This window comes from Nocardia asteroides, from assembly GCF_021183625.1.
Lineage (GTDB): Bacteria > Actinomycetota > Actinomycetes > Mycobacteriales > Mycobacteriaceae > Nocardia > Nocardia asteroides_A.
Map to the genome: position 1 here is coordinate 1797366 of NZ_CP089214.1, position 19727 is coordinate 1817092.

The 19727-nt window shown below is 72.6% G+C and carries 23 protein-coding genes; 6 read left to right on the forward strand and 17 right to left on the reverse strand.

Annotated features, from left to right (window positions below; all coding sequences use genetic code 11):
• Positions 1–2 precede the first annotated feature (2 nt).
• The 6 genes from LTT61_RS08665 to LTT61_RS08690 all read right to left on the reverse strand — a co-directional run bounded on the left by LTT61_RS08665 (position 3) and on the right by LTT61_RS08690 (position 4255).
• Positions 3–410, reverse strand: coding sequence for a hypothetical protein (locus LTT61_RS08665; protein ID WP_233019410.1), 408 nt, complete (start codon positions 408–410; stop codon positions 3–5).
• Positions 407–667, reverse strand: a complete 261-nt coding sequence (locus LTT61_RS08670; RefSeq protein WP_233019411.1) for a hypothetical protein — start codon at positions 665–667, stop codon at positions 407–409. The genes LTT61_RS08665 and LTT61_RS08670 overlap by 4 nt, the downstream gene beginning before the upstream one ends.
• Before the next feature lie 19 nt (positions 668–686).
• Positions 687–1700, reverse strand: coding sequence for a conjugal transfer protein (locus LTT61_RS08675; protein ID WP_233019412.1), 1014 nt, complete (start codon positions 1698–1700; stop codon positions 687–689).
• Positions 1701–1765: 65 nt separating this feature from the next.
• Positions 1766–2896, reverse strand: a complete 1131-nt coding sequence (locus LTT61_RS08680; protein ID WP_233019413.1) for a GAF domain-containing protein — start codon at positions 2894–2896, stop codon at positions 1766–1768.
• Between the two features lie 100 nt (positions 2897–2996).
• Positions 2997–3887: an ROK family protein gene (locus LTT61_RS08685; protein ID WP_233019414.1), complete on the reverse strand. Its 891-nt coding sequence runs from the start codon at positions 3885–3887 to the stop codon at positions 2997–2999.
• A complete protein-coding gene (locus LTT61_RS08690; RefSeq protein WP_233019415.1) occupies positions 3884–4255 on the reverse strand; it encodes a hypothetical protein in 372 nt (123 codons plus the stop codon). Before LTT61_RS08690 ends, LTT61_RS08685 begins: the two co-directional genes overlap by 4 nt.
• Positions 4256–4605: 350 nt before the next feature.
• Here LTT61_RS08690 and LTT61_RS08695 point away from each other — a divergent pair, with 350 nt between their 5' ends.
• The 3 genes from LTT61_RS08695 to LTT61_RS08705 all read left to right on the forward strand — a co-directional run bounded on the left by LTT61_RS08695 (position 4606) and on the right by LTT61_RS08705 (position 8878).
• Complete coding sequence (locus LTT61_RS08695) at positions 4606–5139, forward strand: MerR family transcriptional regulator (RefSeq protein WP_233019416.1); 534 nt, start codon at positions 4606–4608, stop codon at positions 5137–5139.
• Between the two features lie 104 nt (positions 5140–5243).
• Positions 5244–8234, forward strand: a complete 2991-nt coding sequence (locus LTT61_RS08700) for an AfsR/SARP family transcriptional regulator (protein WP_233019417.1) — start codon at positions 5244–5246, stop codon at positions 8232–8234.
• Between the two features lie 209 nt (positions 8235–8443).
• Positions 8444–8878, forward strand: a complete 435-nt coding sequence (locus LTT61_RS08705) for an SgcJ/EcaC family oxidoreductase (RefSeq protein WP_233019418.1) — start codon at positions 8444–8446, stop codon at positions 8876–8878.
• A gap of 32 nt (positions 8879–8910) precedes the next feature.
• Here the strand turns inward: LTT61_RS08705 and LTT61_RS08710 are convergent, their stop codons facing one another.
• Entirely contained in the window at positions 8911–9522 is a 612-nt protein-coding gene (locus tag LTT61_RS08710; RefSeq protein ID WP_233019419.1) for a malonic semialdehyde reductase, read from the reverse strand.
• A gap of 37 nt (positions 9523–9559) precedes the next feature.
• Positions 9560–9979, reverse strand: a complete 420-nt coding sequence (locus LTT61_RS08715; RefSeq protein ID WP_233019420.1) for a nuclear transport factor 2 family protein — start codon at positions 9977–9979, stop codon at positions 9560–9562.
• A gap of 168 nt (positions 9980–10147) precedes the next feature.
• Here LTT61_RS08715 and LTT61_RS08720 point away from each other — a divergent pair, with 168 nt between their 5' ends.
• Together LTT61_RS08720 and LTT61_RS08725 are read left to right on the forward strand one after the other, a co-directional pair.
• Positions 10148–10930 carry an SDR family NAD(P)-dependent oxidoreductase gene (locus tag LTT61_RS08720; protein WP_233019421.1) on the forward strand — a complete coding sequence of 261 codons (783 nt, stop codon included), beginning with the start codon at positions 10148–10150 and terminating at the stop codon, positions 10928–10930.
• Positions 10931–10951: 21 nt separating this feature from the next.
• The gene (locus LTT61_RS08725) at positions 10952–11434 is read left to right on the forward strand and encodes an acetyl-CoA carboxylase biotin carboxyl carrier protein (RefSeq protein WP_233019422.1); all 483 of its coding nucleotides are present in this window, start codon (positions 10952–10954) and stop codon (positions 11432–11434) included.
• 20 nt (positions 11435–11454) lie between these two features.
• Here LTT61_RS08725 and LTT61_RS08730 read toward each other — a convergent pair whose 3' ends face one another.
• Together LTT61_RS08730 and LTT61_RS08735 are read right to left on the reverse strand one after the other, a co-directional pair.
• Complete coding sequence (locus LTT61_RS08730; RefSeq protein WP_233019423.1) at positions 11455–11874, reverse strand: lipocalin-like domain-containing protein; 420 nt, start codon at positions 11872–11874, stop codon at positions 11455–11457.
• Positions 11871–12365, reverse strand: a complete 495-nt coding sequence (locus tag LTT61_RS08735) for a luciferase family protein (protein ID WP_233019424.1) — start codon at positions 12363–12365, stop codon at positions 11871–11873. Before LTT61_RS08735 ends, LTT61_RS08730 begins: the two co-directional genes overlap by 4 nt.
• 131 nt (positions 12366–12496) lie before the next feature.
• Here LTT61_RS08735 and LTT61_RS08740 point away from each other — a divergent pair, with 131 nt between their 5' ends.
• Positions 12497–12880: a winged helix-turn-helix transcriptional regulator gene (locus LTT61_RS08740; protein ID WP_233019425.1), complete on the forward strand. Its 384-nt coding sequence runs from the start codon at positions 12497–12499 to the stop codon at positions 12878–12880.
• A gap of 16 nt (positions 12881–12896) precedes the next feature.
• Here the strand turns inward: LTT61_RS08740 and LTT61_RS08745 are convergent, their stop codons facing one another.
• From LTT61_RS08745 to LTT61_RS08775, 7 genes are read right to left on the reverse strand one after another with little or no spacing between them, the layout of a single operon-like run.
• Positions 12897–13661: an alpha/beta hydrolase gene (locus tag LTT61_RS08745; RefSeq protein ID WP_233019426.1), complete on the reverse strand. Its 765-nt coding sequence runs from the start codon at positions 13659–13661 to the stop codon at positions 12897–12899.
• 1 nt (position 13662) lies between these two features.
• Entirely contained in the window at positions 13663–14934 is a 1272-nt protein-coding gene (locus tag LTT61_RS08750) for an FAD-dependent oxidoreductase (protein WP_233019427.1), read from the reverse strand.
• Complete coding sequence (locus LTT61_RS08755) at positions 14922–15857, reverse strand: MBL fold metallo-hydrolase (protein WP_233019428.1); 936 nt, start codon at positions 15855–15857, stop codon at positions 14922–14924. The genes LTT61_RS08750 and LTT61_RS08755 overlap by 13 nt, the downstream gene beginning before the upstream one ends.
• Positions 15854–16810: an aromatase/cyclase gene (locus LTT61_RS08760; RefSeq protein ID WP_233019429.1), complete on the reverse strand. Its 957-nt coding sequence runs from the start codon at positions 16808–16810 to the stop codon at positions 15854–15856. The genes LTT61_RS08755 and LTT61_RS08760 overlap by 4 nt, the downstream gene beginning before the upstream one ends.
• Positions 16807–17061, reverse strand: a complete 255-nt coding sequence (locus tag LTT61_RS08765; RefSeq protein WP_233019430.1) for an acyl carrier protein — start codon at positions 17059–17061, stop codon at positions 16807–16809. The genes LTT61_RS08760 and LTT61_RS08765 overlap by 4 nt, the downstream gene beginning before the upstream one ends.
• 19 nt (positions 17062–17080) lie before the next feature.
• A complete protein-coding gene (locus LTT61_RS08770; protein WP_233019431.1) occupies positions 17081–18292 on the reverse strand; it encodes a ketosynthase chain-length factor in 1212 nt (403 codons plus the stop codon).
• Positions 18289–19557 (reverse strand): beta-ketoacyl-[acyl-carrier-protein] synthase family protein, encoded by a 1269-nt coding sequence (locus LTT61_RS08775; RefSeq protein WP_233019432.1) that lies wholly within the window; start codon positions 19555–19557, stop codon positions 18289–18291. Before LTT61_RS08775 ends, LTT61_RS08770 begins: the two co-directional genes overlap by 4 nt.
• Positions 19558–19727: the final 170 nt, after the last annotated feature.

Below are 19727 nucleotides of genomic sequence, written 5' to 3' on the forward strand. Positions count from 1 at the left end.
GCCTACGCCCCCTGCGGGTCCGGGAGCAGCAGCACCACCGATTCCTCGATGAACGTGGTCTGCTCCGCCGAGTCCGAACCGATCGGCATCCCGGACGCCGACACCGGCCCGCGCACCACGAACAGCCTGCCGATCCACCAGATCCGCGAGGAGAGCCGCACCCCGGTGTAGGGCACCAGCCCTCCGGCGAAGACGATCAGCACCGTCACCGCGATGCCGACTCCGAAGGTGACCGCCGGGTTGGCGGGCAGCGTCATGGTGCCGATGCCGGTGAGCAGCAACCCGGCCATGCCCGCCGCGACCTGCGGGAGCGTGTACGGCCCGAAGGGCAGCTTCTGCCCGTTCTGCGATTTCCCGATGACCGTCGGCACCCTTTTTATCGGGGTGAAGACCTTGACGACGTCACTCATGAACCGTAACCGACGGGGAAATTCGGCACGATGCTGTTGGAATCGATGCGGGCGTAATTGATGAGCGCGGGCAGCACCCAGAGCACGACACCGGCGAGCACCGCGGAGGCGCCGACGCCGATAATGCGGGTCGCGGCCAGTTTGGTGCGCGCGCTCTCCGCGATCAGAATTCCGATCGCGACGATCGCGATCACGATGAGCCCGGCCCACCGGACGAAATTCAGGACGATTACCAGAATGCTGGTCAAGCTGCTCATGGGGTGCTCTCTTTCCTGCTCAGTTCTGGGTCGGCGGCGGAATCCGCGCGGTCGTCGTCGCCGGTGCCGTCGAGGCGTTCGCCGGGCCCGCCGGGCCCGCCTGGCCCGCCTCGCCGCCGGTCACCACGGTGAGCGGCTCGGTCAGCGCGGGGATCGGGTCGACCGAGGCCACCTGCCACTGCCCGCCGGTGCGCACCAGCGTGAGCGGGTACACCAGGGTCGCCGCCGCCGCGCCGTCGACCTTCGGGGTCACCTGCACCGAGAGCCTGGCCCGCGCGCTCTCCGCGCCGCAGCTGCGGTCGTCGGAGTCCACCGCCGTCACCTCGGCCGCGCTGAACGGCGCCGGCTGCACCGCCGCGATCGCCGAGCCCGGCTGGGTGTAGCGGGCGATATCGCCGCTACCGGCGAGCATGGCGGCGAGGAAGCCGGCGGCGACCTGGTGCAGCGGGGTCTCCTGGCCGCACGGCGCGCCGTAGGCGAGGCTCAGGTCGGCGCCGCGGGCCGGCGGCTGCACCAGCGCGGGCGGGGCCAGCGCGCGCAGCCTGCCCGCCGCGGTCGAGACCGCGACCCGGTAGTACTGCCGCGGCTCGCCCGCCGCCGCCGCGCCGGTCCGCGCGCCGTGCCGCACCGAGACCGTCACGCTCCACACGTCCAGCCCGCCGCCGGAGATCGTGCGCGCCACGTACACCACCGCGGGGTCGGCGACCGGCCGCCCGCTCGACGGCAGCGCGACCTGCCCGACGGCGGCGTACTCACCGAGTTTCTCCCGCTGCGCGGTATTCGCGGACAGATAACTCACCACGAATTGCTCCGCGAACGAACCGGCCAATTGCGCGCGCCCGATCAGCGCCGTCGTGGAATCGTCGGAGGGGCCGGGCGGCGCCGGGGTGAAGAAACCGTGCAGCGCGTTCCCGCCGCCGAGCACGGCGAGCACCGCGAGAATCGCCACTATCGCATTGTCACGGCGGCGGCGGGCGACCATCCGGCGGAGCAGAGCCTCCGAATCGTCCCGTTCGCGGACCGTGTTCCTCATGTCGGAAATGGTAGAGCGCACCGCTCGGCACACTCGTCCGCGCGGTTCCCAGGAATGGGAACCGCTCAGCAGGCAGAACTCCGGTCGCCCCCGGCCGCGAGCCGGTGGTGCAATTGCTCGTCGTACCCGATCGGGTGCCCGAAATCCGCGGGCGCGGGGTGCGCCGGATCGCCCGCCATCCGGACCAGCTGGGCGATCGCCAGCCGGGTGCTCGAACAGCCCGGGTACGGGTAGAGCAGCAGCGAGGTCGGGGTGTAGCCGCCCGCGTAGTTCAGCGTGCCGACGGTGACGCCCGCGCTCTCCCCGGTGTCGAGCCGCGCGCCGAGCTCGGCCAGCCGCGCCCGGTCGCCCGGGTGGAAGACGTCGACCGGGCGGAAGAGGTAGTCCCAGCGGATCCACGGCGCCGGGTCGGTGAGCCAGTGCGAGATGCTCGGGAAGTCGAGGTGCAGCACCGCCAGGTGGGTGCCCGCCCTGCGGTGCGCCTCGCGCAGGCCGATGCGCTCGAGCGTCGGCGCCGCCGCGGGGGCGTCGGGCACGGTGACGTCCTCGACCAGCAGCCAGGCGCCGCGGGTCCGTTCGTCGTCGCGGGAGCGAATCGTGAAGCGCCAGCGGCCCGGTCGCGCCCCGCCGTGCGTGATGGCGGCGTCGAACTGCAGCCGCCCGCCGGCGGCCGGGTCGTAGAGCAGGTCGAGCACCTCGGCGTGCCGGTCGAAGCTCGCCGCCCGGTGGAAGAGCTCGGCCAGCGAGATCCGGGGCACGTACTGCTCCGGCGAGCCGCCGGTCAGCCGGGTGATGCCGACCGGCTGCTCGATGGTCTGGCTGTCCAGATCCCAGACCGCGCCGACCGCGGCGGGCGGCTCCGGCGCGGGCGTGTCGTCCGGGCCGAGCCACAGCCGTACCGCGTGCACGTCACCGGCGGGGCCGAAGACCGGCCGCAGCAGCAGCCGGAACCGCCCCGCCCCGGTCCGCACGGTCCTGGCCAGCTCCTGCGCCCCGATCCGGGCCGCGCGAATGGCCTCGGCGACCTCGAGCGTGGTCAGCCCGTCGTACACGGCGGGGGTCTTGGACAGCAGCCGCTGCAGCACCCGCTGCCAGCTCGCGAAATCGCGGGGCGACTCCCCGACCGACGCCACCGACATGGTCTCCGGCGTCAACGTCTCGATCGTCACCCACGGAATCACGGGGCCAGTCCACATCGCACCCATTCAATGTACCGTTACTTAGCGGCGTGATCAACCGGTGCGTGAACTCCGTCCGACCTCGGAGCGACCGCGAAATGGCCGCCGGGGGCGGCGGTTACTCCGGCAGGGCCAGCGCGAGCACCCCGGCGCCGGCCAGCAGCCCGAGCCCGCCGAGCGGCGAGGGCACCACCCGCAGCCCGGAGACCGCGCTGAACCTGGCGTGCGTCGCGATCGCCTCGCCGAGCGGCTTCCAGAGCGCCGGGCCCGCCTCGGCGACCGGGCCGCCGAGCACGGCCAGGTCGAAGTCGAGCAGCGCCGCCGCCGAGACCAGCGCGCGCCCGGTCGCGGTGCCCGCGCGCCCGACGGCCGCCGCGGGCACCTCGGCGCCGACCCGCGCCGCGTCGAGCAGCTCGGTCAGCGAGGTGCCCGCCCAGCCCTGGCCGCGCGCCCAGCGCAGCATCGACGTGCCGCCCGCGACCGCCTCCAGGCAGCCGCGGCCGCCGCAGCCGCAGCGGTCGTCGAAGCCGGGGACCAGCGCGTGCCCGAGGTGCCCGGCATTGCCGGTGCGCCCGACCACGGTGAACCCGCCGACCACGACACCGGCCGCGACGTGCCCGGAGAGCGCGACCGCGAGCACGTCCAGCGTCTCCCGCGCGGCCCCGAAGTTGCGCTCGGCCATGGCGAGGCAGACCCCGTCCAGCCCGAGCCGCACCGTGGCGGCGGGGAACATCGCCTTCGCCGCATCGACGATGCCGAAGCCGGCCCGCCACTCCGGCACCCCGCCGGGGGCGACGACGCCGGCCTTCATGTCGATCGGCCCCGGTGAGGCGATGCCGAGCCCGGTCACCTCGAGCCCGTCCGATGCCTCGAAGAGCAGCGAGCGGCAGTTCTCCCAGACGTTCCTGGCCGGCATCGGGATCCGGCGCACCGCGTCGGCGGCGACGTCCTCGGCGATCCGGACGGCGGCGAGCTCGGTCGAGCCGATCTCCAGCGCCAGCGTCGTCACAGCCCGTCCGTTCCGGTGGGCGCGAGCGGACTGCCGAGCACGAAGTGCCTGCGCGGGGCGGGAAGCGCGGGCACGGTGTCGCGCGGGCGCCTGCCGGTGCGGATGATCCGCACCGGGCGCTTGTGGTCGATCAGCGCGGGGCGGTGCGCGTCCAGGTTCTCGATCACCCGCCCGGAGTTGTCGTAGGCCACCCCGGCCCAGATCATGGCGCGGGGCGTGTCACCGCGGTCGATGAAGGTCTGGGCGAGCTGGGCGCAGCGATCCGCGAGCGGGCAGCTCGCGCAGACCCGGACGGCGGAGCGCCAGGCCTCGGGGCCGCCGGCGTCGAGGTCCCAGTCGGCGGGGCTGCCCGCACACGGCGGGCGCACGGCGTTCTTCGGGGGTGAGTTCGAAATATCAACCGGCGCAAGATGATTTGCGCCGGACGGACGAATTCGCGTAATGCTCATGGTCATCTCCGGAATTACCGAGGGCACACGTCACACCCGGTGCGTGTCCCATGGGATCGGACGATCATCGGGGCTGACGACAGTCCCCGGAAGGCCGGCCGCGAGAAGCCGACACCCCGAACGGTAACCCACCGTTGGCCGCCCGGCAAGACTTCATACCCCTGAATAACGGCACGTTGACTAGAGGGAGTGTCGAGCGCTACGGTATCCAGCGATACGCTATCGAACGGTCCATCAGACCGGTTGCCCCGTGAGGTTTCGTTGTGAACATGGCCGCAGAAACCGAATTCACCATCGACGAGCTCGCCAGGGCGGCCGATATCACCGTGCGCAGCGTGCGCGTCTACCACGAGCGCGGCCTGCTGCCCTCCCCCGACGTGCGCGGCCGGGTCGGGTACTACCGCGGAGACCACCTGGACCGGCTGCAGACGATCAGCAGGCTGCTCGGCCGCGGCATGAAACTTGCCGGGATCAGGGAGCTCCTCGACGCATGGGACCGCGGCGACGGCCTCGCCGACGTGCTCGGCGTCGGCCCCGAGGAGCCGCTGGTCACCGACGCGCAGAGCCTGGAGCTGGCGTCCACGCTGTCCGGCTCCGGGCTGCTCACCCAGGACACCCTGGAGCTGGTCGAGCAGCTCCGCACCGACTGCGCGCAGCTCGCCGAGCGCTGCGCCACCGAGCTGCGCGAGCGGATGGCGGGCCGGGATCCGGCCGATGTCGACGCCGCGCGGCGCGCCGTCGGCCGCGCCGCCGCCGAGATGCTGGAGCACGCCTTCACCGATCCGGCGCCGCAGACCACCTGAGCGACTTCGCGAACAGAACGAAAAGTACCCGGGCTTCCGGTGCGGGAAATTGCGCCGGAAGCTTAGATGTACGAATCAGTTCGGGTTCGCGGGAGGTCGAGACGTTGCGCCAGGTCGGCCCCGCGGGCAGCGTCATCCGCGAGCGAACGGCGGGCGCGCCGAGCTTCACGCTGCTCGGCGCGGTGCGCGGCAGGCTCGGCGCGCGAGAACTCGAGCTCGGCAGCCCGCAGCGGCGGCTGGTGCTCGCCGTGCTGCTGCTGCACGAGGGCGGCCCGGTGGAGCTGGACGACCTGGTCGACGCCGTCTGGGGCGACCGCCCGCCCGGCCACGCGGTGCAGGGAATCCGCAGCCACATCGCCAATCTCCGGCGGGTGCTCGAACCCGAGCGCGCCGCGAGACAGCCCGCCGGACTGCTGATCTCGGTCGGCCGGGCCTACGCGCTGCGGCTGCCCGCGGGCCGCGTGGACGCGATCCTGGCAGGCACCCTGGTCGAGCGGGCGCGGCGCAGCGAGCACGCCGGCGACAAGGCGGCGGCGCGCGAGCAGCTCGCCGCCGCGCTCGAACTCTGGCAGGGCTCGCCGCTGGCGGGGCTGCCCGGCCCCTTCGCCGAACGGCACCGCGAGCGGCTGGCCGAGCTCCGGCTGGCCGCGCAGGAGCGGCGGCTCGCGCTCGACCTCGCGCTCGGCCCCGCCGAGCCGCTGCTCCCCGAGATCGCCGCGCTCAGCGCCGAACACCCGCTGCGGGAGGGGCTGCGCGGTCTGCACCTGACCGCGCTGCACCGGGCGGGCAGGCGCGCCGAGGCCCTGGCCGTCTACGCCCGCACCCGCAGCGAACTGGTCGCCGAGCTCGGCGTCGAGCCCGGCGCCGAGCTGGCCCGGCTGCACCGCGCGCTGCTGCGCGACGAGCCGCCCCCCGCGCCCGCCGAGCCACCCGCCCCGGTGATCCCGGCGCAGCTCCCCGCCGACCTGGTGGATTTCACCGGCCACGCCGAGGTGGTCACCCAGCTCGCCGCCCGGCTGCGCCGCCCCGACCCGCACGGCGTGCCCGCGGTGGTGATCAGCGGCATGGGCGGGGTCGGCAAGAGCAGCCTGGCGATCCACGTCGCGCACCGGATCCGCGACCACTTCCCGGACGGCCAGCTCTACGCCGACCTGCGCGGGGCCGGGGCCGCCCCCGCCGCGGCCGACGTGCTGCTCGGCGGCTTCCTGCGCGGCCTCGGCGTCCCGGAGGGCGAGCTCCCCGCCGCCGTCGTCGACCGGGCGGCGCTGCTGCGCAGCCTGCTCGCCACCCGGCGGGTGCTGGTCGTGCTCGACGATGCCCGCGACGTCGACCAGGTGCGGCCGCTACTGCCCGGCACCACCGGCACCGCGGTGCTGATCACCAGCCGGACCGCGCTGAGCGAGCTCTCCGGCGCGCACCCGCTCCGGCTGCCGGTGCTTCCCCGCGACGACGCGCTGCGGCTGCTCGCGAAGATCGCGGGCCCGGAGCGGATCGAGGCCCAGCTCGCCGCGGCGCACCGCGCGGTGGAGGGCTGCGGCTTCCTCCCGCTCGCGGTGCGGATCGTCGGCGCGCGGCTGGCCGCGAGGCCGGGCTGGAGCGTGGCCAGGATCAGCGACCGCCTCGCCGACCAGCGCTCCCGGCTGGCACTGCTGCACGTCGGGGAGCTGACCGTCGCGCGCGCCTTCCAGCTCGGCTACGACCAGCTGAACTCCGCCCAGGCCAGGGCTTTCCGGCTGCTGGCGCGGATCGGGATCCCGGAGATCCCGCTCCCGGTCTGCGCCGCCGTGCTGGACTGCACGCTGGAGCGGGCCGAGGAGATCTGCGAGGCGCTGGTCGATCTGAGCCTGCTCGACACCCCGCGCCCCGACCGCTACCGCTTCCACGACCTGATCCGGCTCTTCGCGCTGGAGCAGCCGGAGCCGGAGGGCGCCGCGGCGGTGCCGAGGGCGCTCGACCACTACCTGGCGACGCTGAGCCGCCTGCACCGGGTGTTCCGGAGCAGCGCCGTCCGCGACTGCCTGCTGCCGACCACCGCGAGCGGCAGCCCGATCGCCGACAACGAGGCCGGGCAGGGCTGGCTCGACCTGGAACGGGCCAACCTGATCGCGCTGCTGCGCGCCGCCGCGGCGGCGGGCGTGGTCCGGGTGGCCGCCGACGTCGCCTGGGCCCTGGTCAGCCTCTCCGACCTGGGGACCAACCCCGGCGAGACGCTGCGCGCGCTGGAAGTCGTGCTGCACGTGGCGGAGTCGCTCGGCGACCGGCCCGCGCAGGCCAGGCTGCTCGCCGCCGCGGGCGGGTTGCAGACCGTCGGGCTCGGGCAGTTCCTCGCGGCGGTCCCCCGGCTGCGCCGCGCCCGCACCCTGGCCGAGACCGAGGGCAACGGCAGGCTTCGGGCCTGGGCCGAGGTGTACCTCACCCTCATCGACTGGCACCTCGCCCCCGCCGCCGAGCTGGCCGACCGGGTGACGGCCGCCGTCGCGGCCTTCGACGGCACCGGCGTCCCCTGGGCCGAGGGCATTCTCCGGGTCGCCGCCGCGCAGGCCTACCTCGCCGTCGGCGCGCACGAACCGGCGGGCAACCAAGCCGAGGCCGCCTTGAAGCTCGCGAGCAGGGCGGGGTTCGGCGAGATCGAGGCGTTCGCCATGCAGGAGGCAGGCGCCGCGCTGTCGGAGGCGGGCGAGCACGACCGCGCGCTCGAATTCTGCACCGCCGCACTGCGGCTCGCCCGCTGCCACGGCCCCCGGTTGCAGCAGGGCTGGGCGCTGGCCCCGCTGGCCCGCGCCAACCTCAATGCCGGGCACCTGGAGGCGGCCGAGGCGCAGGCGGCCGAGGCGGTGCGCATTCTCACCGGCTGCGCCGACATGTTCAATCGCGGCCGGGCGCTGGTGACCCACGGCCGCGCGCTGGCCGCGCTGCACCGCACCGACGAGGCCGCCGCGGTCTTCCTGCGCGCCTGCCGCTTCTACGCCCGAATACGCAGGCGCGACATGGTCGATCAACTCCGTACCCTGCTGATCACCGACTTCGGGGTGCCACCGGAGACCGACTTCTCCGGCACGCTTACCCGGCGCCAACCCAGCACCAACGAGTACTGAGAAACTACCCGGATGCGCCCCTGCCCAGCCCCCGTCTCCGGCACGAGGGGGCTGGGCCGCCCGATTCGGGCGAATCCCCCGAATCACCTGCATGCCGCGCGAATTCGGGACCACGCGCAGCGCCGAGCACTAGTGTCCGTTGTACACCTGTCGACTGGTTTCCCGGTGTCGGTCGATCAGTGGATACCGGTCCGAAAGGCAAGCCGATAATGGTTCACGACGTCCACCCGAGCACCGAGACGGCGCCGCACCCGCTCGACTGTCCCGCCCGCCGCGGCCTGCTGACGCCGTACCTCGACGCCTGGGCGGCCAACGACGCCGACGCGCTCGCGCACTGCTACACCGAGGGCGCCGTCGCCACCATGCCCGGCATCGTGCTGGCGGGCCGCGCGGCCATCCGCACCGAGATGTCGATCGTCTTCGCCCGCGGGCTGCGCGGGAGCCGCTCGGTGGTCGACCTTGAGGACATCCGCTACCTGGGTGCGCACTGCGACGTCGCCCTGGTGACCGGCCGCAGCAACCTGGTCTTCGCGAGCACGCTGCCGCACCCCGACGCCTGGGCACAGGACACCTGGACCCTCACCCTGCGCGACGGCCGCTGGCTCATCGACGCCCACCACCGCTCGGTCTCCGACTTGGCCTGAATCCCTTCCGTACCCGAATCCCGCAGCGCCGATTACCGCTCGGTGACCACGTCGTCGTAGGCGAGGCGCGGCGACCGCGGGAACCAGGCGTCCGGTCCGGGGCGGCCGATATTGACCACGACCAGCGAGCTGTGCCCGCCGTCGGGGAAGAAATCGCGGTCGACGCCGGCGGCGTCGAATCCGTTCATCGGCCCCGCCGCCAGCCCGGCCGCGCGCACGCCGAGGATGAAGTAGCCGACCTGGATGAGGGCGTTGAACCGCGCGGATTGCGCCCTGATCTCGGGGTCGGCGAAGTACTCCTTCGCCTCCGGCGCGTGCGGGAACACCGTGGGGAGCGTCTCGTGGAAGTTCAGGTCGGCGGCCAGGATCACGGCCAGCGGGGCGCTCGCGGTCTTGGGTTTGTTGCCGTCGACCATGTGGGAGACGAGCGTGGCCCGCGCCTGCTCTCCGCGCACGAGCACGATGCGGAGCGGCTGCTGATTCATCGAGGTCGGGCCGAACTTGGTGAGTTCGTAGATGTCGCGGAGCTGTTCGTCGGAGACCGGTTCGGCGGTGAAGGTATTGGCCGTCCGCGCCTCGCGGAACAGCAAGTCCTGGGCCTCGGGGGCGAGGGTGAGCAGGGAAGTCGGGTGCACGGCATTCACGGTGAACTCCTCGGGGGCAATTGTTGGCTGCGGATTGTCAGTCGTGGGACACGCGCCGGACCCTGGTGCGCAGCTCGCCGTCGACTCGCACGAGCACGTCGTCGACCACGCAGCTCGGGTTCAGCTCGGGCGGGCTGCCCGGCCGGATCTTGACCACGAGGCAGTAGGCGGTCGAGAGCAGGCTCCCGTCCGGCTGCGGTCGCAGGTCGATCATGTTGAACCAGTGCCTGCGCTGCATGGGGTCGGATTCGAAGCGCTGGTGGAACTCGACGAGATCGGCGACGATCTCGCTCCTGGTCACGGCGGGCGGGCGGCCCGGCGTGTGGGTGAACTCGGCGTCATCGGTGAAGGTTGCGGCGTAGCCATCGATGTCGCGGCGGTCGAGCCGCTGCATCTGATCGGCGTAGAACTGCTGGACCTCCGCGTACAGCTCGGTACGGCTGGCGACCGTGGTCATCTTCGCTCCCCTTGGTGGTGGGCCTCTGCTGCGCCCCACGGTGCGACACGGCCCTAGAGCCTGGGTCGAGGCAGGCGCCCGCGCCGGTTGACCGGAGCTATAGGTGCCCCCGCCACCCTGGGTGCCGGGGGGACCGATCAATCCGGCAACTCGACCGATGGAGGAGTCATGGCGGACAGTCAGCGCGTCGCGCTGGTCACGGGAGCAACCAGCGGCATGGGGCTGGAGATCACCAGAAGCCTTGCCGCGCAGAACATCGCGGTGTTCATCTGCGCGCGGGACGAGCAGCGGCTGACCGACACGGTCAAGGCGCTGCAGGACGAGGGCCTCGAGGTCGACGGCACGGTCTGCGACGTCTGCGACGGCAAGCAGATCAGCGCGTTCGTCGACGCGGCCGTGCACCGGTACGGCCCGGTCGACATCCTGGTCAACAACGCGGGCCGCAGCGGCGGTGGCGTCACCGCGCAGGTGACCGACGAGCTGTGGTTCGAGGTGATCAACACCAACCTCAACAGCGTCTTCCTCATGACGAAGACGGTGCTGAACGCGGGCGGCATGCTCGGCAGGTCCAGCGGCCGCATCGTCAATATCGCCTCGACCGGCGGCAAGCAGGGGGTGGTGCACGGCGCGCCGTACTCGGCGTCCAAGCACGGTGTGGTCGGCTTCACCAAGGCGCTCGGGCTCGAGCTCGCGAAGACCGGCATCACCGTCAACGCGGTGTGCCCCGGATTCGTGGAAACGCCCATGGCGGAACGGGTTCGGGAGGTGTACTCGGGGCTGTGGGGCGTCGACACCGACGAGGTGCACGCGCGGGTGAGCGCGCGGGTGCCGATCGGCCGGTACGTGCGGCCCGCCGAGGTCGCCGCGATGGTCGACTATCTCATCGGCCCCGGGGCGGCGGCCGTCACCGCGCAGGCGATGAACGTCTGCGGCGGACTCGGCAACTACTGATCGTCCGGAAGGAAACCGACGATGACCACAGCACGATCCGAGACCGGCGCCACCGAGGACGACCACGAGTACCTGCGCATCCTGTCCGCGATGCAGGCGGGCGCGCTGCGGCTGCTCGCCGGGTTCCCCCGCCAGCCGAGCGCACTGCGCCTCCGGGTCGGCGAGGTGACCGTCGAGGCCGAGTGGCCCGCGGTCACCGAGGCGGCAGGCACCGCTCCGGTCGCGGCGGAGCCGCCGGGAGCCGCGCCGGAGGCGGCGCCGGTGGGGCCGGTGATCCGCGCGCCGAGCGTCGGCGTGTTCTACCGGCGCCCGGAACCGGGCGCCACCCCCTTCGTCGAGGTCGGCGACCGGGTCTCGACGGGCCAGCAGATCGCGATCGTCGAGGCCATGAAGCTGATGATCCCGGTGACCTCGACGGTGGACGGGGTGATCACCGCGATCCTCAAACAGGACGACGAACCGGTGCACTACGACGAACCCCTCTTCTCCTGCGCGCCGGGGTAGCTCCGGCGCGCGACGGCCGATCAGTCCGAAGGGCGGGTGCGGCGCCAGGTGAGAATCCGGCGCTGCACCCGCCCTTCGACGACAGCGGAGCCGACCAGGGTCAGGGTGTCGCCGCCGTATTCGGCGCTCCGCACCTGATCGGTCCCGGCCAGCGCGGGATTCGAGCACACCGCGATCGTGTGGACGAGACGGTCGTCCTCGCGTCGCCACGTCCCGGCGTAACCCATGAACACCGCGCCGGGAGCGCCGTCGGTGCGCATCATGCTCACCGACATGTCGCCGTGCGATGCGTAGATCAGCACTCCGCGCGGCGCCTCGCCGAGCGGCCCGGTGCTGGTGCCATTCGCGTCGTCGATGTCGTAGTAGGACAACAGTTCCCAAGTTCCGTACAGCTGCGTGGTGTGCATGTCCTCGACGATGCCGGGCGCACCTCGAATCATGCTGGAGCCGTGCCGCGCGCGAAGGCGTAGCTGAGGTGCAGGAGCTGCCACACCACGTCGAGCTCGTGCTCGTCGCGGGGGCCGTAGACCATCGTCAGCGATGCGGGCAGGAGGCCCCGCCGCGCCATCGGATGCAGCTCCGCCCAGCCCTGTTCGACAGCCTCGGCGGCCACCGCCGGCGGCAGACACATGTGCAGGCTGCCGTCGGCGTGGCCGTGCAGATGCGCGAATTCGGTACCGGCCAGGAATGCGTCGCCGGGGCCGTGCGCGAGCCGGGGGCGCAGGTGCAGGGCGCGGGTGTCGGGCAGCGAGACGCTGCTGCGCCCGGCCGCGACGTCGTCGAGCGCCGTCATGCGCGTCCAGATCACCTCCTGGAGATCGGCGGGCGCGTTCTGGCTCAGTTGCTGATGCGGATTGTGCGGCCTGGTGTCCGGGCGCGCGCCCGCGCGGCGCGGCAGTCCGAGTCGATGGGTGACCGCTGGCGGCGTCATCACTGAATTCCTCTCGGTGGACGGCTTTTCGGACTTCTCGCCTCTCTCGGATCCACGTTAATATGGTGAAGATAGTGATTACCAAGAAGAAAGCAGCTTCCGAAAAGGAAGCCCTTCGGAAGGGCGCGAACATGGAGCCGATCACGCGCGGTGCCGCGCAGCGGGCCGCGGCCGACCCGTGCCCGATCACCCCGGTGCTCGACCTGATCTTCGGTCGCTGGTCCACCCAGCTGCTGTGGGTGCTCACCCATGACGGGCGGCTGCGCTTCAAGGAACTCAACCAGCGCATTCCCGGGCTCACGCCGAAGGTGCTCACCCAGCGCCTGCGTCAGCTCGAACGCGACGGGCTGGTGCACCGCACCTACTACCCGGAGATCCCGCCCCGGGTCGAGTACGCGGCCACGCCGCTGGCGACCACGCTCACCCCCGTCTTCGGCAGCATCGTGGCCTGGTCGGACGAGCATCTCGGCGAGGTGCTCGCGGCCCGCGCCGCCTTCGACGCGGACCGTCCGTGACCCCTGCCGGTCCTCGCTAGCGGATCGGCGCGGGCGACGGTGCGAGCGCGAGCAGCAGATCGGCCAGTTCGCGCGGCATGGTGATCATGGCGTCGTGGCCCGTCGGCAGGGTCAGCACCCGGTCGGCGGGTGCGTCGGCGGGCGGGTAGGTGCGCGGCAGCGCGGCCGCCCGCAGCGCCGTGAACTGCGGCCCGCCCCCGGCGCAGTGCACGTGGGTCACCGGGATGGCCGCCAGCGCCGCTGGGTCGCGCAGCCGTAGCGGCTCGCGGAAGGTCAGCAGCGACTGCGCCGTCTGCATGGACGCCACCCAGCTCAGATCCGGCTCCTCGGTCACGCCGTACAGATCGCCGTCCGGGCCGGGCGCGGTCTGCGGCGGCACCCGCCAGCCGGCGCCGTCGGCCAGCGCCGCCGCCGCGAACGCCTCGACCATCGGGCCCATGATGTCGGCGACCGACTCGCCGTCGCGCGGGACGAAGGTGTCCAGGTAGACCAGCTCGCTGATCCGGCCGGGGACGGCGTCGGCGAGCGCGGTCACCACCATGCCCGCGTAGCTGTGGCCGACCAGCACGATATCGGACAGGTCGTCGGCGTGGATGAGCCGTTCCAGCTCCTCGACCTGGGTGTAGAGCCCGACGTCCGGGGCGAGCTGGTCGGCGCGGTCGCCGAGGCCGAGCAGCGAGGGCGCGAAGACCCGGTGGCCCGCCGCCGCCAGCAGCGGGGTCACCCGCTGCCAGCACCAGCCGCCGTGGAACGCCCCGTGCACGAGCAGATAGGTGGCCATGTCAGTTCTCCTTCGGCTGGGCCGGTCGCAGTGCCAGCGGTTCGCTGGGAGCGGTGGCGAGCGGGCCGGGCGGGACCCGTTCGGAGCGCAGGCCGAGTCCGATGACCCTCGCCACCAGATGGGACAGTCCGGGCACGACGCGCAGCAGCCGCACCAGCAGCGGCCGGTCGGTACCCGGCCTGCCGGCCGCGGGGTAGAGGTCGGCCAGCAGCCGCAGTTGCGCGAATTGCACGAAGCGCGCCGGGAATTCGCGGCGTCGCTGCACCCGGCGCAGCTCGGCCACGGACGGTGTGCCGCCCCCGGCGAGAATCGGGGCAAGGATGCGCGCGGCGGCGATCGCGTCCTGAACCGCGAGGTTGATGCCGACCCCGCCCGCCGGGGACATGGCGTGGGCGGCGTCGCCGATCGCCAGCAGCCCCGGCCGGTACCAGCGGCGCAGCCGGTCCACCCGGACGTCGAGCGGTTTGACGTCGCCCCAGCCGCGGATCTCGGCGTCGAGTATCGGGGTGAGCGCGGGGTAGATCGCGGCGACGGCGGCGCGGAAGGCGGGCAGTCCGGCCGCCCTGATCTCGGCGAAGCCGCCCTTGGCGATCATGTAGGCGACCTGGAGGTAATCGCCGCGATCGATGCAGACGATGAAGAAGCCATTGCCGCTGCGCACGGTGGGAATGCGCGGTCCCTCCGGCTTGCCGACCCGAAACCACAGCACGTCCATCGGCGCCTCGGCGGCGGCCACCTCCAGCGCGCCGGTCGAGCGGACCAGCGAATTGCGGCCGTCGGCGGCGAGCACCAGCGCGCACCGCACCTCGAGCGGACCCGCGGGCGTGCGTCCGCGCACGCCCGCCACCGCGCCGTTCTCCACGACGAGCTCGACCACCTCGCATTCGCGCACCAGCCGGAAGTTCGGATAGCGCCCGCCCGCCTCGGCGAGGAAGTTCAGCACATCCCACTGCGGCATGAACGCCACGAAGCGGAAGCGAACCGGCAGCCTGCGGAAATCGGCGAAGACCACCGGCCCGGTCGCGGTCGCCATCGGCAACTGGGCCAGCTCCACGTGCGGCAACGTCAGGAACTCGGTGGCGAGGCCGAGGTCGTCCATGGCCACCAGCGTCGACGGGTGCACGGTGTCGCCGCGGAAATCGCGCAGGAAATCCGGGTGCTTCTCCAGGACGAGGACCTCGACGCCCGCGCGCGCGAGCAGCAGCCCCGCCATCAGCCCGGCGGGGCCGCCGCCGATCACGCAGACCTCGGCTCGTTCGGTCAGGCCAGACATGTCGGCAGCTCCCCGCCGTTGTAGCCGACCATCTCGCCGAAGATGGCCGGAACATCCAGTGGCGCGCCGGGTTCGGCGCCGTCGAGCTCCGCGTAGGCGCGATGCAGGTTCCCGACGACCCGCTCCTCGTCCACGAGCTCGGCGAACTCGCCGGGGTCGCTGTCGAGCGCCACGTGCAGCGGGGTCAACCCGAGCGCCCTGCCCTCGGCGGCCAGGCGCTGGATCCACTCCAGGTATCCGATGGTCCGGCCGAAGATCTCCGGGCCGGTGACCGGGCCGTGCCCGGAGACGACGGTCCGCGCGCCGAGCCCGGCCAGCCGCCGCATCGCGATCAGTGATCCGGACACCGACCCCATCAGGCAGAACGGCGCCGCACCCGACATCACGAGATCGCCGGCGAACAGCACGCGCTGCTCGGGCAGCCAGGCGACCACGTCGTTGGTGGTGTGCGCGGCCGGACCGAGGTGGATGAGCACGATCCTGAGGTCACCGGCGTACAGCGTGAGCTCGCTGGTGAAGGTGATGCCGGGCAGGGTCACCCGGACATCGCCCCAGTCGACGGCGGGCCAGATCTCGGTGAGCGCCAGCCCGGTCTCGACCATCTCCCGCCGGATGTTGTCGTGCCCGACGACCACCGCGGCCGGTCCGAACAGGTGGTTGCCGAAGTTGTGGTCACCGTGGTGGTGGGTGTTGACGATGGTGCGGGCCGGGCCGACGCCGAGCCGGTCGACGAACGACACCAGCGCCCGGGTCCGGCGCTCGGTGGCGAGCGTGTCGATCACCACCGCGCCCGCGGGCCCGGCCACCACACCCGCGTTGCTCACGCACCACCCGCCGCGCTGCTGGGTGTAGGCGTAGATCCCCTCGCCGAGTTCGGTGACGACCGGCGGCTCGGCGGTCGCGGCGGCGGCGGTGGCGGTCATGTCGCCGACCCCGACACCGCGGAGGATCCGGCGGCCCAGCGCGCCGCGCACAGCAGGGTGTTGCGGCTGTTGGCCGAGAGCGCCTCGGTGAGGTAGGCCCGCGCGGCGGCGAGATCGGTCTCCGGCCCGAGCAGCTCGCGCGCCCGCGCCGGATCGATCGCGACGGTGTGGGTGGCGGTCACCACCGAGCCGCCGGGCGCGTCGGCGAATTCCCACGCCCCGCTGTGGCCGAACAGCATCGCGGGCGGCAGCAGCTGTTTGTAGTCGATGCGCGTGCCGTCCGAGCAGATCCGGATCGACCTGGTGGTGTGTGGGTGGCCGCCCGCGGTGACGGTCTCCATCTCCATCACCTGCACGCCGGGTTCGTCCTCGGTGAGGTCGACCCGCCCGACATGCGGGACGTGGTCGGGCCAGCGCTCACTGTGGTTGACGAAGTCGTAGGCGACCGCCGCCGGGATGTCGAGCCGGACGGTGTCGGTGAAGGTGTGGATGACCTCGGCGAGCGGATGCCCCAGTTCGGCTATCCGGGCCAGCGCGGCGAGCTCCACCGTGCTGTTGCGGTCGACGGCCTCGGCGATCGGCGCGGGATCGGCGCCGTCGACAACGGCGAAGCGGTGCTCGAGCACGACCTCGGTGACATCGCGGCCGAGCTCGCGGAACCGCCAGCCGCCGCTCATCGCGGCGATCGGCGGATGGCTGCGCTCCTGGCGGAACTCGATCGTGCGCGCCGCCGGATCGAGCACCCGCCGCGACACCCAGTCCGCGACCGCGTCCCCGACCAGGGCCCACAACCGGAACCGCTCCTCCGCCACACCGCGGTCCAGGTGCCTGACCAGCAGGCTCGGCGCGAAGAGCACCGGCCAGCGGGTGACGTCGGCGACCAGGTCGTAGACCACCTCGGGGGCGGCCGCGATCGTCCGGGTGTGCGTCAGCACCCGCTCGCCGCCGCTCACGCCGCACCGCGCAGCTGATCGTTGATGATGTCGATCAGCTCCCTCGGCGTCTTCACCTCGACGAGCAGATCCTCCGGAATCTGCACGCCGTAGTCGCGCTGGATGCGCGAGGCCGTCTCGATCAGCGCCAGCGAGTCGTACCCGAGCTCCTCGAAGGTCACCTCGGACGCGTCCTCGCGCAGTTCGGAGACCTCGTCCCCGCCCGCGCACTCCACGAGGATCCGGCCGAGTTCGGTGATGGTCATGGTCATGGTTGACTCCTTGTTCGGCTCAGTCGGTTACCGCGCGCACGACCACCGCGGAATTGAATCCCCAGCGGCCACGGGCGAGGACGAGCGCCGCGCCGACATCGGCGGGCCTCGGTGCGCCGAGGACCAGGTCGATCCGGTCGTCGGCGAGATCGGTGACGCCCGCGGTCGGCGGGATCACCCCGTCGCGCGCGGCGAGCAGCGCGGTGACGATGTCGAGCGGCCCCGCGCCGGAGAACAACCGGCCGGTCAGCGGTTTCGTCGTCGTGACGGGCACGCCGCGGACTCCGAAGACCGCGGCGAGCGCCTCGACCTCGGCTCGATCGAGGTCGGGCAGCGCGGCCGCGTCGGCCAGGACGAGGTCGATATCGGCCGCGCCGACCCCGGCGTCGGCGAGCGCGAGGTCGATCGCCCGGCGCAGCCCCGGGGGCCGTTCGCTGCCCGGCGCCGGATCGAAGGTCGAGGCGTAGCCGGCGATCTCGCCGTGCACGCGGGGCACGCCCCGCACGCGGGCCGCCGCGGCATCCTCGAGCACCAGCATGGCGCCGCCCTCGCCGGGCACGTAGCCCGCCGCCGCGGTGTCGAAGGGCAGGTGGGCGCGGGCCGGATCGGTCGCGGTGCTGACGCTGCCGCTGGCGATGTGGGCGGCCCAGCCCCACGGATCGAGCGCGGAGTCGACGCCGCCGGTGACCACCAGCGGCGTGCCGCGCCGCACGGTGCGCCTGGCGTGGCCCACCGCGTCGAGCCCGCCCGCCTGCTCGGCGACGAGCGCGCTGCTCGGCCCGCGCATCCCGTGCCGGATCGAGATCTGACCGGTGTTCACCGCGTAGAACCAGGCGAACGACTCGTACACGCTGACGTGCTCGGAGCCGCGCGACCAGAGTTTGTCGAACTCGCGGTGCGTGAACTCGAAGCCGCCGGAGGCGTTTCCGGTGACGACGCCCATGTCGTAGTCGGTCAGCGCCGCCGTGTTCACCTTGGCGTCGTCCAGCGCCCACTGCGCCGCGACCAGCGCCATCCTGGTCGAGACGTCGGTCTGCGGCAGGAGCCTGCTCGGCAGGTGTTCGGCGGCGTCGAAGCCGGCCACCTGCCCGGCCGGCCTGCCCGCGCCACGTCCGGTGTCGAAGCGGGTCAGCGGTGCGATGCCGCCGCGGCCGGCCAGCGTCGCCTCCCAGAACCGCTCCAGGCCGCACCCGTTGGGGGCGAGGACGCCCATCCCGGTCACCAGGATCATGCCGTCACCCCCGCCGGCTTGCGCAGCACCATCGCGCTCTGGAATCCGCCGAAGCCGCTGCCGACGGTGAGCACGGTGTCCATCCGGTGCTCGCGCGCCACCACCGGCACGTAGTCGAGATCGCATTCCGGATCGGGTTCGCGCAGATTCGCCGTCGGCGGCACCACCTGATGTTCGAGGGCGAGCAGCGAGGCCGCGATCTCCACCGAGCCGATCGCGCCGAGCGAGTGCCCGACCATCGACTTGATCGAGCTCATCGGCGTCCGGTAGGCGTGCTCCCCCAGGCTGCGCTTGACCGCCGCGGTCTCGTGCCGGTCGTTCTGCCTGGTGCCGGAGCCGTGGGCGTTGATGTAGTCGATTCCGGCCGGGTCGATGCGGGATTCGTCGAGCGCGACCCGGATCGCCTCGGCCATCTCCCGGCCGTCGGCCTTGAGCCCGGTCATGTGGTAGGCGTTGCAGCGGGTGGCGTACCCCGAGACCTCGGCGTAGATGTGCGCGCCGCGGGCCAGCGCCGCGTCGTACTCCTCCAGCACGAACATCGCCGCGCCCTCGGCCAGGACGAAACCGTTGCGGGACCGGTCGAACGGGCGCGAGGCCACCTCGGCCTCGTCGTTGCGCGGCGTCGTCGCCTTGATCGCGTCGAAGCAGGCCACCACGATCGGGGTGATCGGGGTGTCGGCGGCGCCCGCGAGCATCACGTCGGCCGAACCCTCCCGGATCAGCTGCACGGCGTGCCCCACCGAATCCAGCCCCGAGGTGCAGCCGTTGGACACCATCGCCACCGGCCCCTCCGCCCCGACGGCCCAGGCGACCTCGGCGGGCATGATGCTCGGCACCATGTAGTCGAACATGTGCGGTGACAGGTACTGCTCGTCCATCAGCCAGTTGCGGCCGGAGTCCGACAGCACCAGGTACTCCCGCTCGAGGCTGGTCGCGGCGGCGACCGCGCTGCCGAGGCTCACCCCGAGCCGGTGCGGGTCGATCGATCCGAGGTCGAGCCCGCTGTCGGCGACCGCCTCCCGCGTGCACACGACCGCGAACTGCACCGCGCGGTCCATCCGCCGGATCTCGCGCGGAGTCAGCCCCTCGCGCACCGGATCGAAATCGACCTCGCCCGCGACCTGGGACCGGTAGGGCGAGGCGTCGAAGAACGTGATGCGCCGGGTCGCGGTGCGGCCCCCCGCGAGCAACGTCCAGAACTCGGCCCGGCCCGATCCGCCCGGCGCCCGGACCCCGAGCCCGGTGATGACGACGCGGCGGGTCATCGGGCACTTCCGAATGTGTTGGCGCTCATGGCGATTCTCCCTTCCGTCGGAGCCCAAGCATCGGCGCGCGGCCTCGAACTTCGCTCTAGCGGCGCGGTCGAGCTGTTCTGTAGCGGCCGGGGGCATGCTGTCGGGGTGACCATCCGGCCGTCGGCGTCCGTGCCGGTCAC

Coding starts and splice junctions, on each gene's coding strand:
- LTT61_RS08720 (WP_233019421.1), top strand. CDS start 10,148: ATGGCGGACAGTCAGCGCGTCGCGCTGGTCACGGGAGCAACCAGCGGC.
- LTT61_RS08705 (WP_233019418.1), top strand. CDS start 8,444: ATGGTTCACGACGTCCACCCGAGCACCGAGACGGCGCCGCACCCGCTC.
- LTT61_RS08735 (WP_233019424.1), bottom strand. CDS start 12,365: ATGACGCCGCCAGCGGTCACCCATCGACTCGGACTGCCGCGCCGCGCG.
- LTT61_RS08680 (WP_233019413.1), bottom strand. CDS start 2,896: ATGTGGACTGGCCCCGTGATTCCGTGGGTGACGATCGAGACGTTGACG.
- LTT61_RS08665 (WP_233019410.1), bottom strand. CDS start 410: ATGAGTGACGTCGTCAAGGTCTTCACCCCGATAAAAAGGGTGCCGACG.
- LTT61_RS08755 (WP_233019428.1), bottom strand. CDS start 15,857: ATGACCGCCACCGCCGCCGCCGCGACCGCCGAGCCGCCGGTCGTCACC.
- LTT61_RS08775 (WP_233019432.1), bottom strand. CDS start 19,557: ATGACCCGCCGCGTCGTCATCACCGGGCTCGGGGTCCGGGCGCCGGGC.
- LTT61_RS08715 (WP_233019420.1), bottom strand. CDS start 9,979: ATGACCACGGTCGCCAGCCGTACCGAGCTGTACGCGGAGGTCCAGCAG.
- LTT61_RS08750 (WP_233019427.1), bottom strand. CDS start 14,934: ATGTCTGGCCTGACCGAACGAGCCGAGGTCTGCGTGATCGGCGGCGGC.
- LTT61_RS08670 (WP_233019411.1), bottom strand. CDS start 667: ATGAGCAGCTTGACCAGCATTCTGGTAATCGTCCTGAATTTCGTCCGG.
- LTT61_RS08695 (WP_233019416.1), top strand. CDS start 4,606: ATGGCCGCAGAAACCGAATTCACCATCGACGAGCTCGCCAGGGCGGCC.
- LTT61_RS08675 (WP_233019412.1), bottom strand. CDS start 1,700: ATGAGGAACACGGTCCGCGAACGGGACGATTCGGAGGCTCTGCTCCGC.
- LTT61_RS08725 (WP_233019422.1), top strand. CDS start 10,952: ATGACCACAGCACGATCCGAGACCGGCGCCACCGAGGACGACCACGAG.
- LTT61_RS08740 (WP_233019425.1), top strand. CDS start 12,497: ATGGAGCCGATCACGCGCGGTGCCGCGCAGCGGGCCGCGGCCGACCCG.
- LTT61_RS08770 (WP_233019431.1), bottom strand. CDS start 18,292: ATGATCCTGGTGACCGGGATGGGCGTCCTCGCCCCCAACGGGTGCGGC.
- LTT61_RS08765 (WP_233019430.1), bottom strand. CDS start 17,061: ATGACCATGACCATCACCGAACTCGGCCGGATCCTCGTGGAGTGCGCG.
- LTT61_RS08745 (WP_233019426.1), bottom strand. CDS start 13,661: ATGGCCACCTATCTGCTCGTGCACGGGGCGTTCCACGGCGGCTGGTGC.
- LTT61_RS08730 (WP_233019423.1), bottom strand. CDS start 11,874: ATGATTCGAGGTGCGCCCGGCATCGTCGAGGACATGCACACCACGCAG.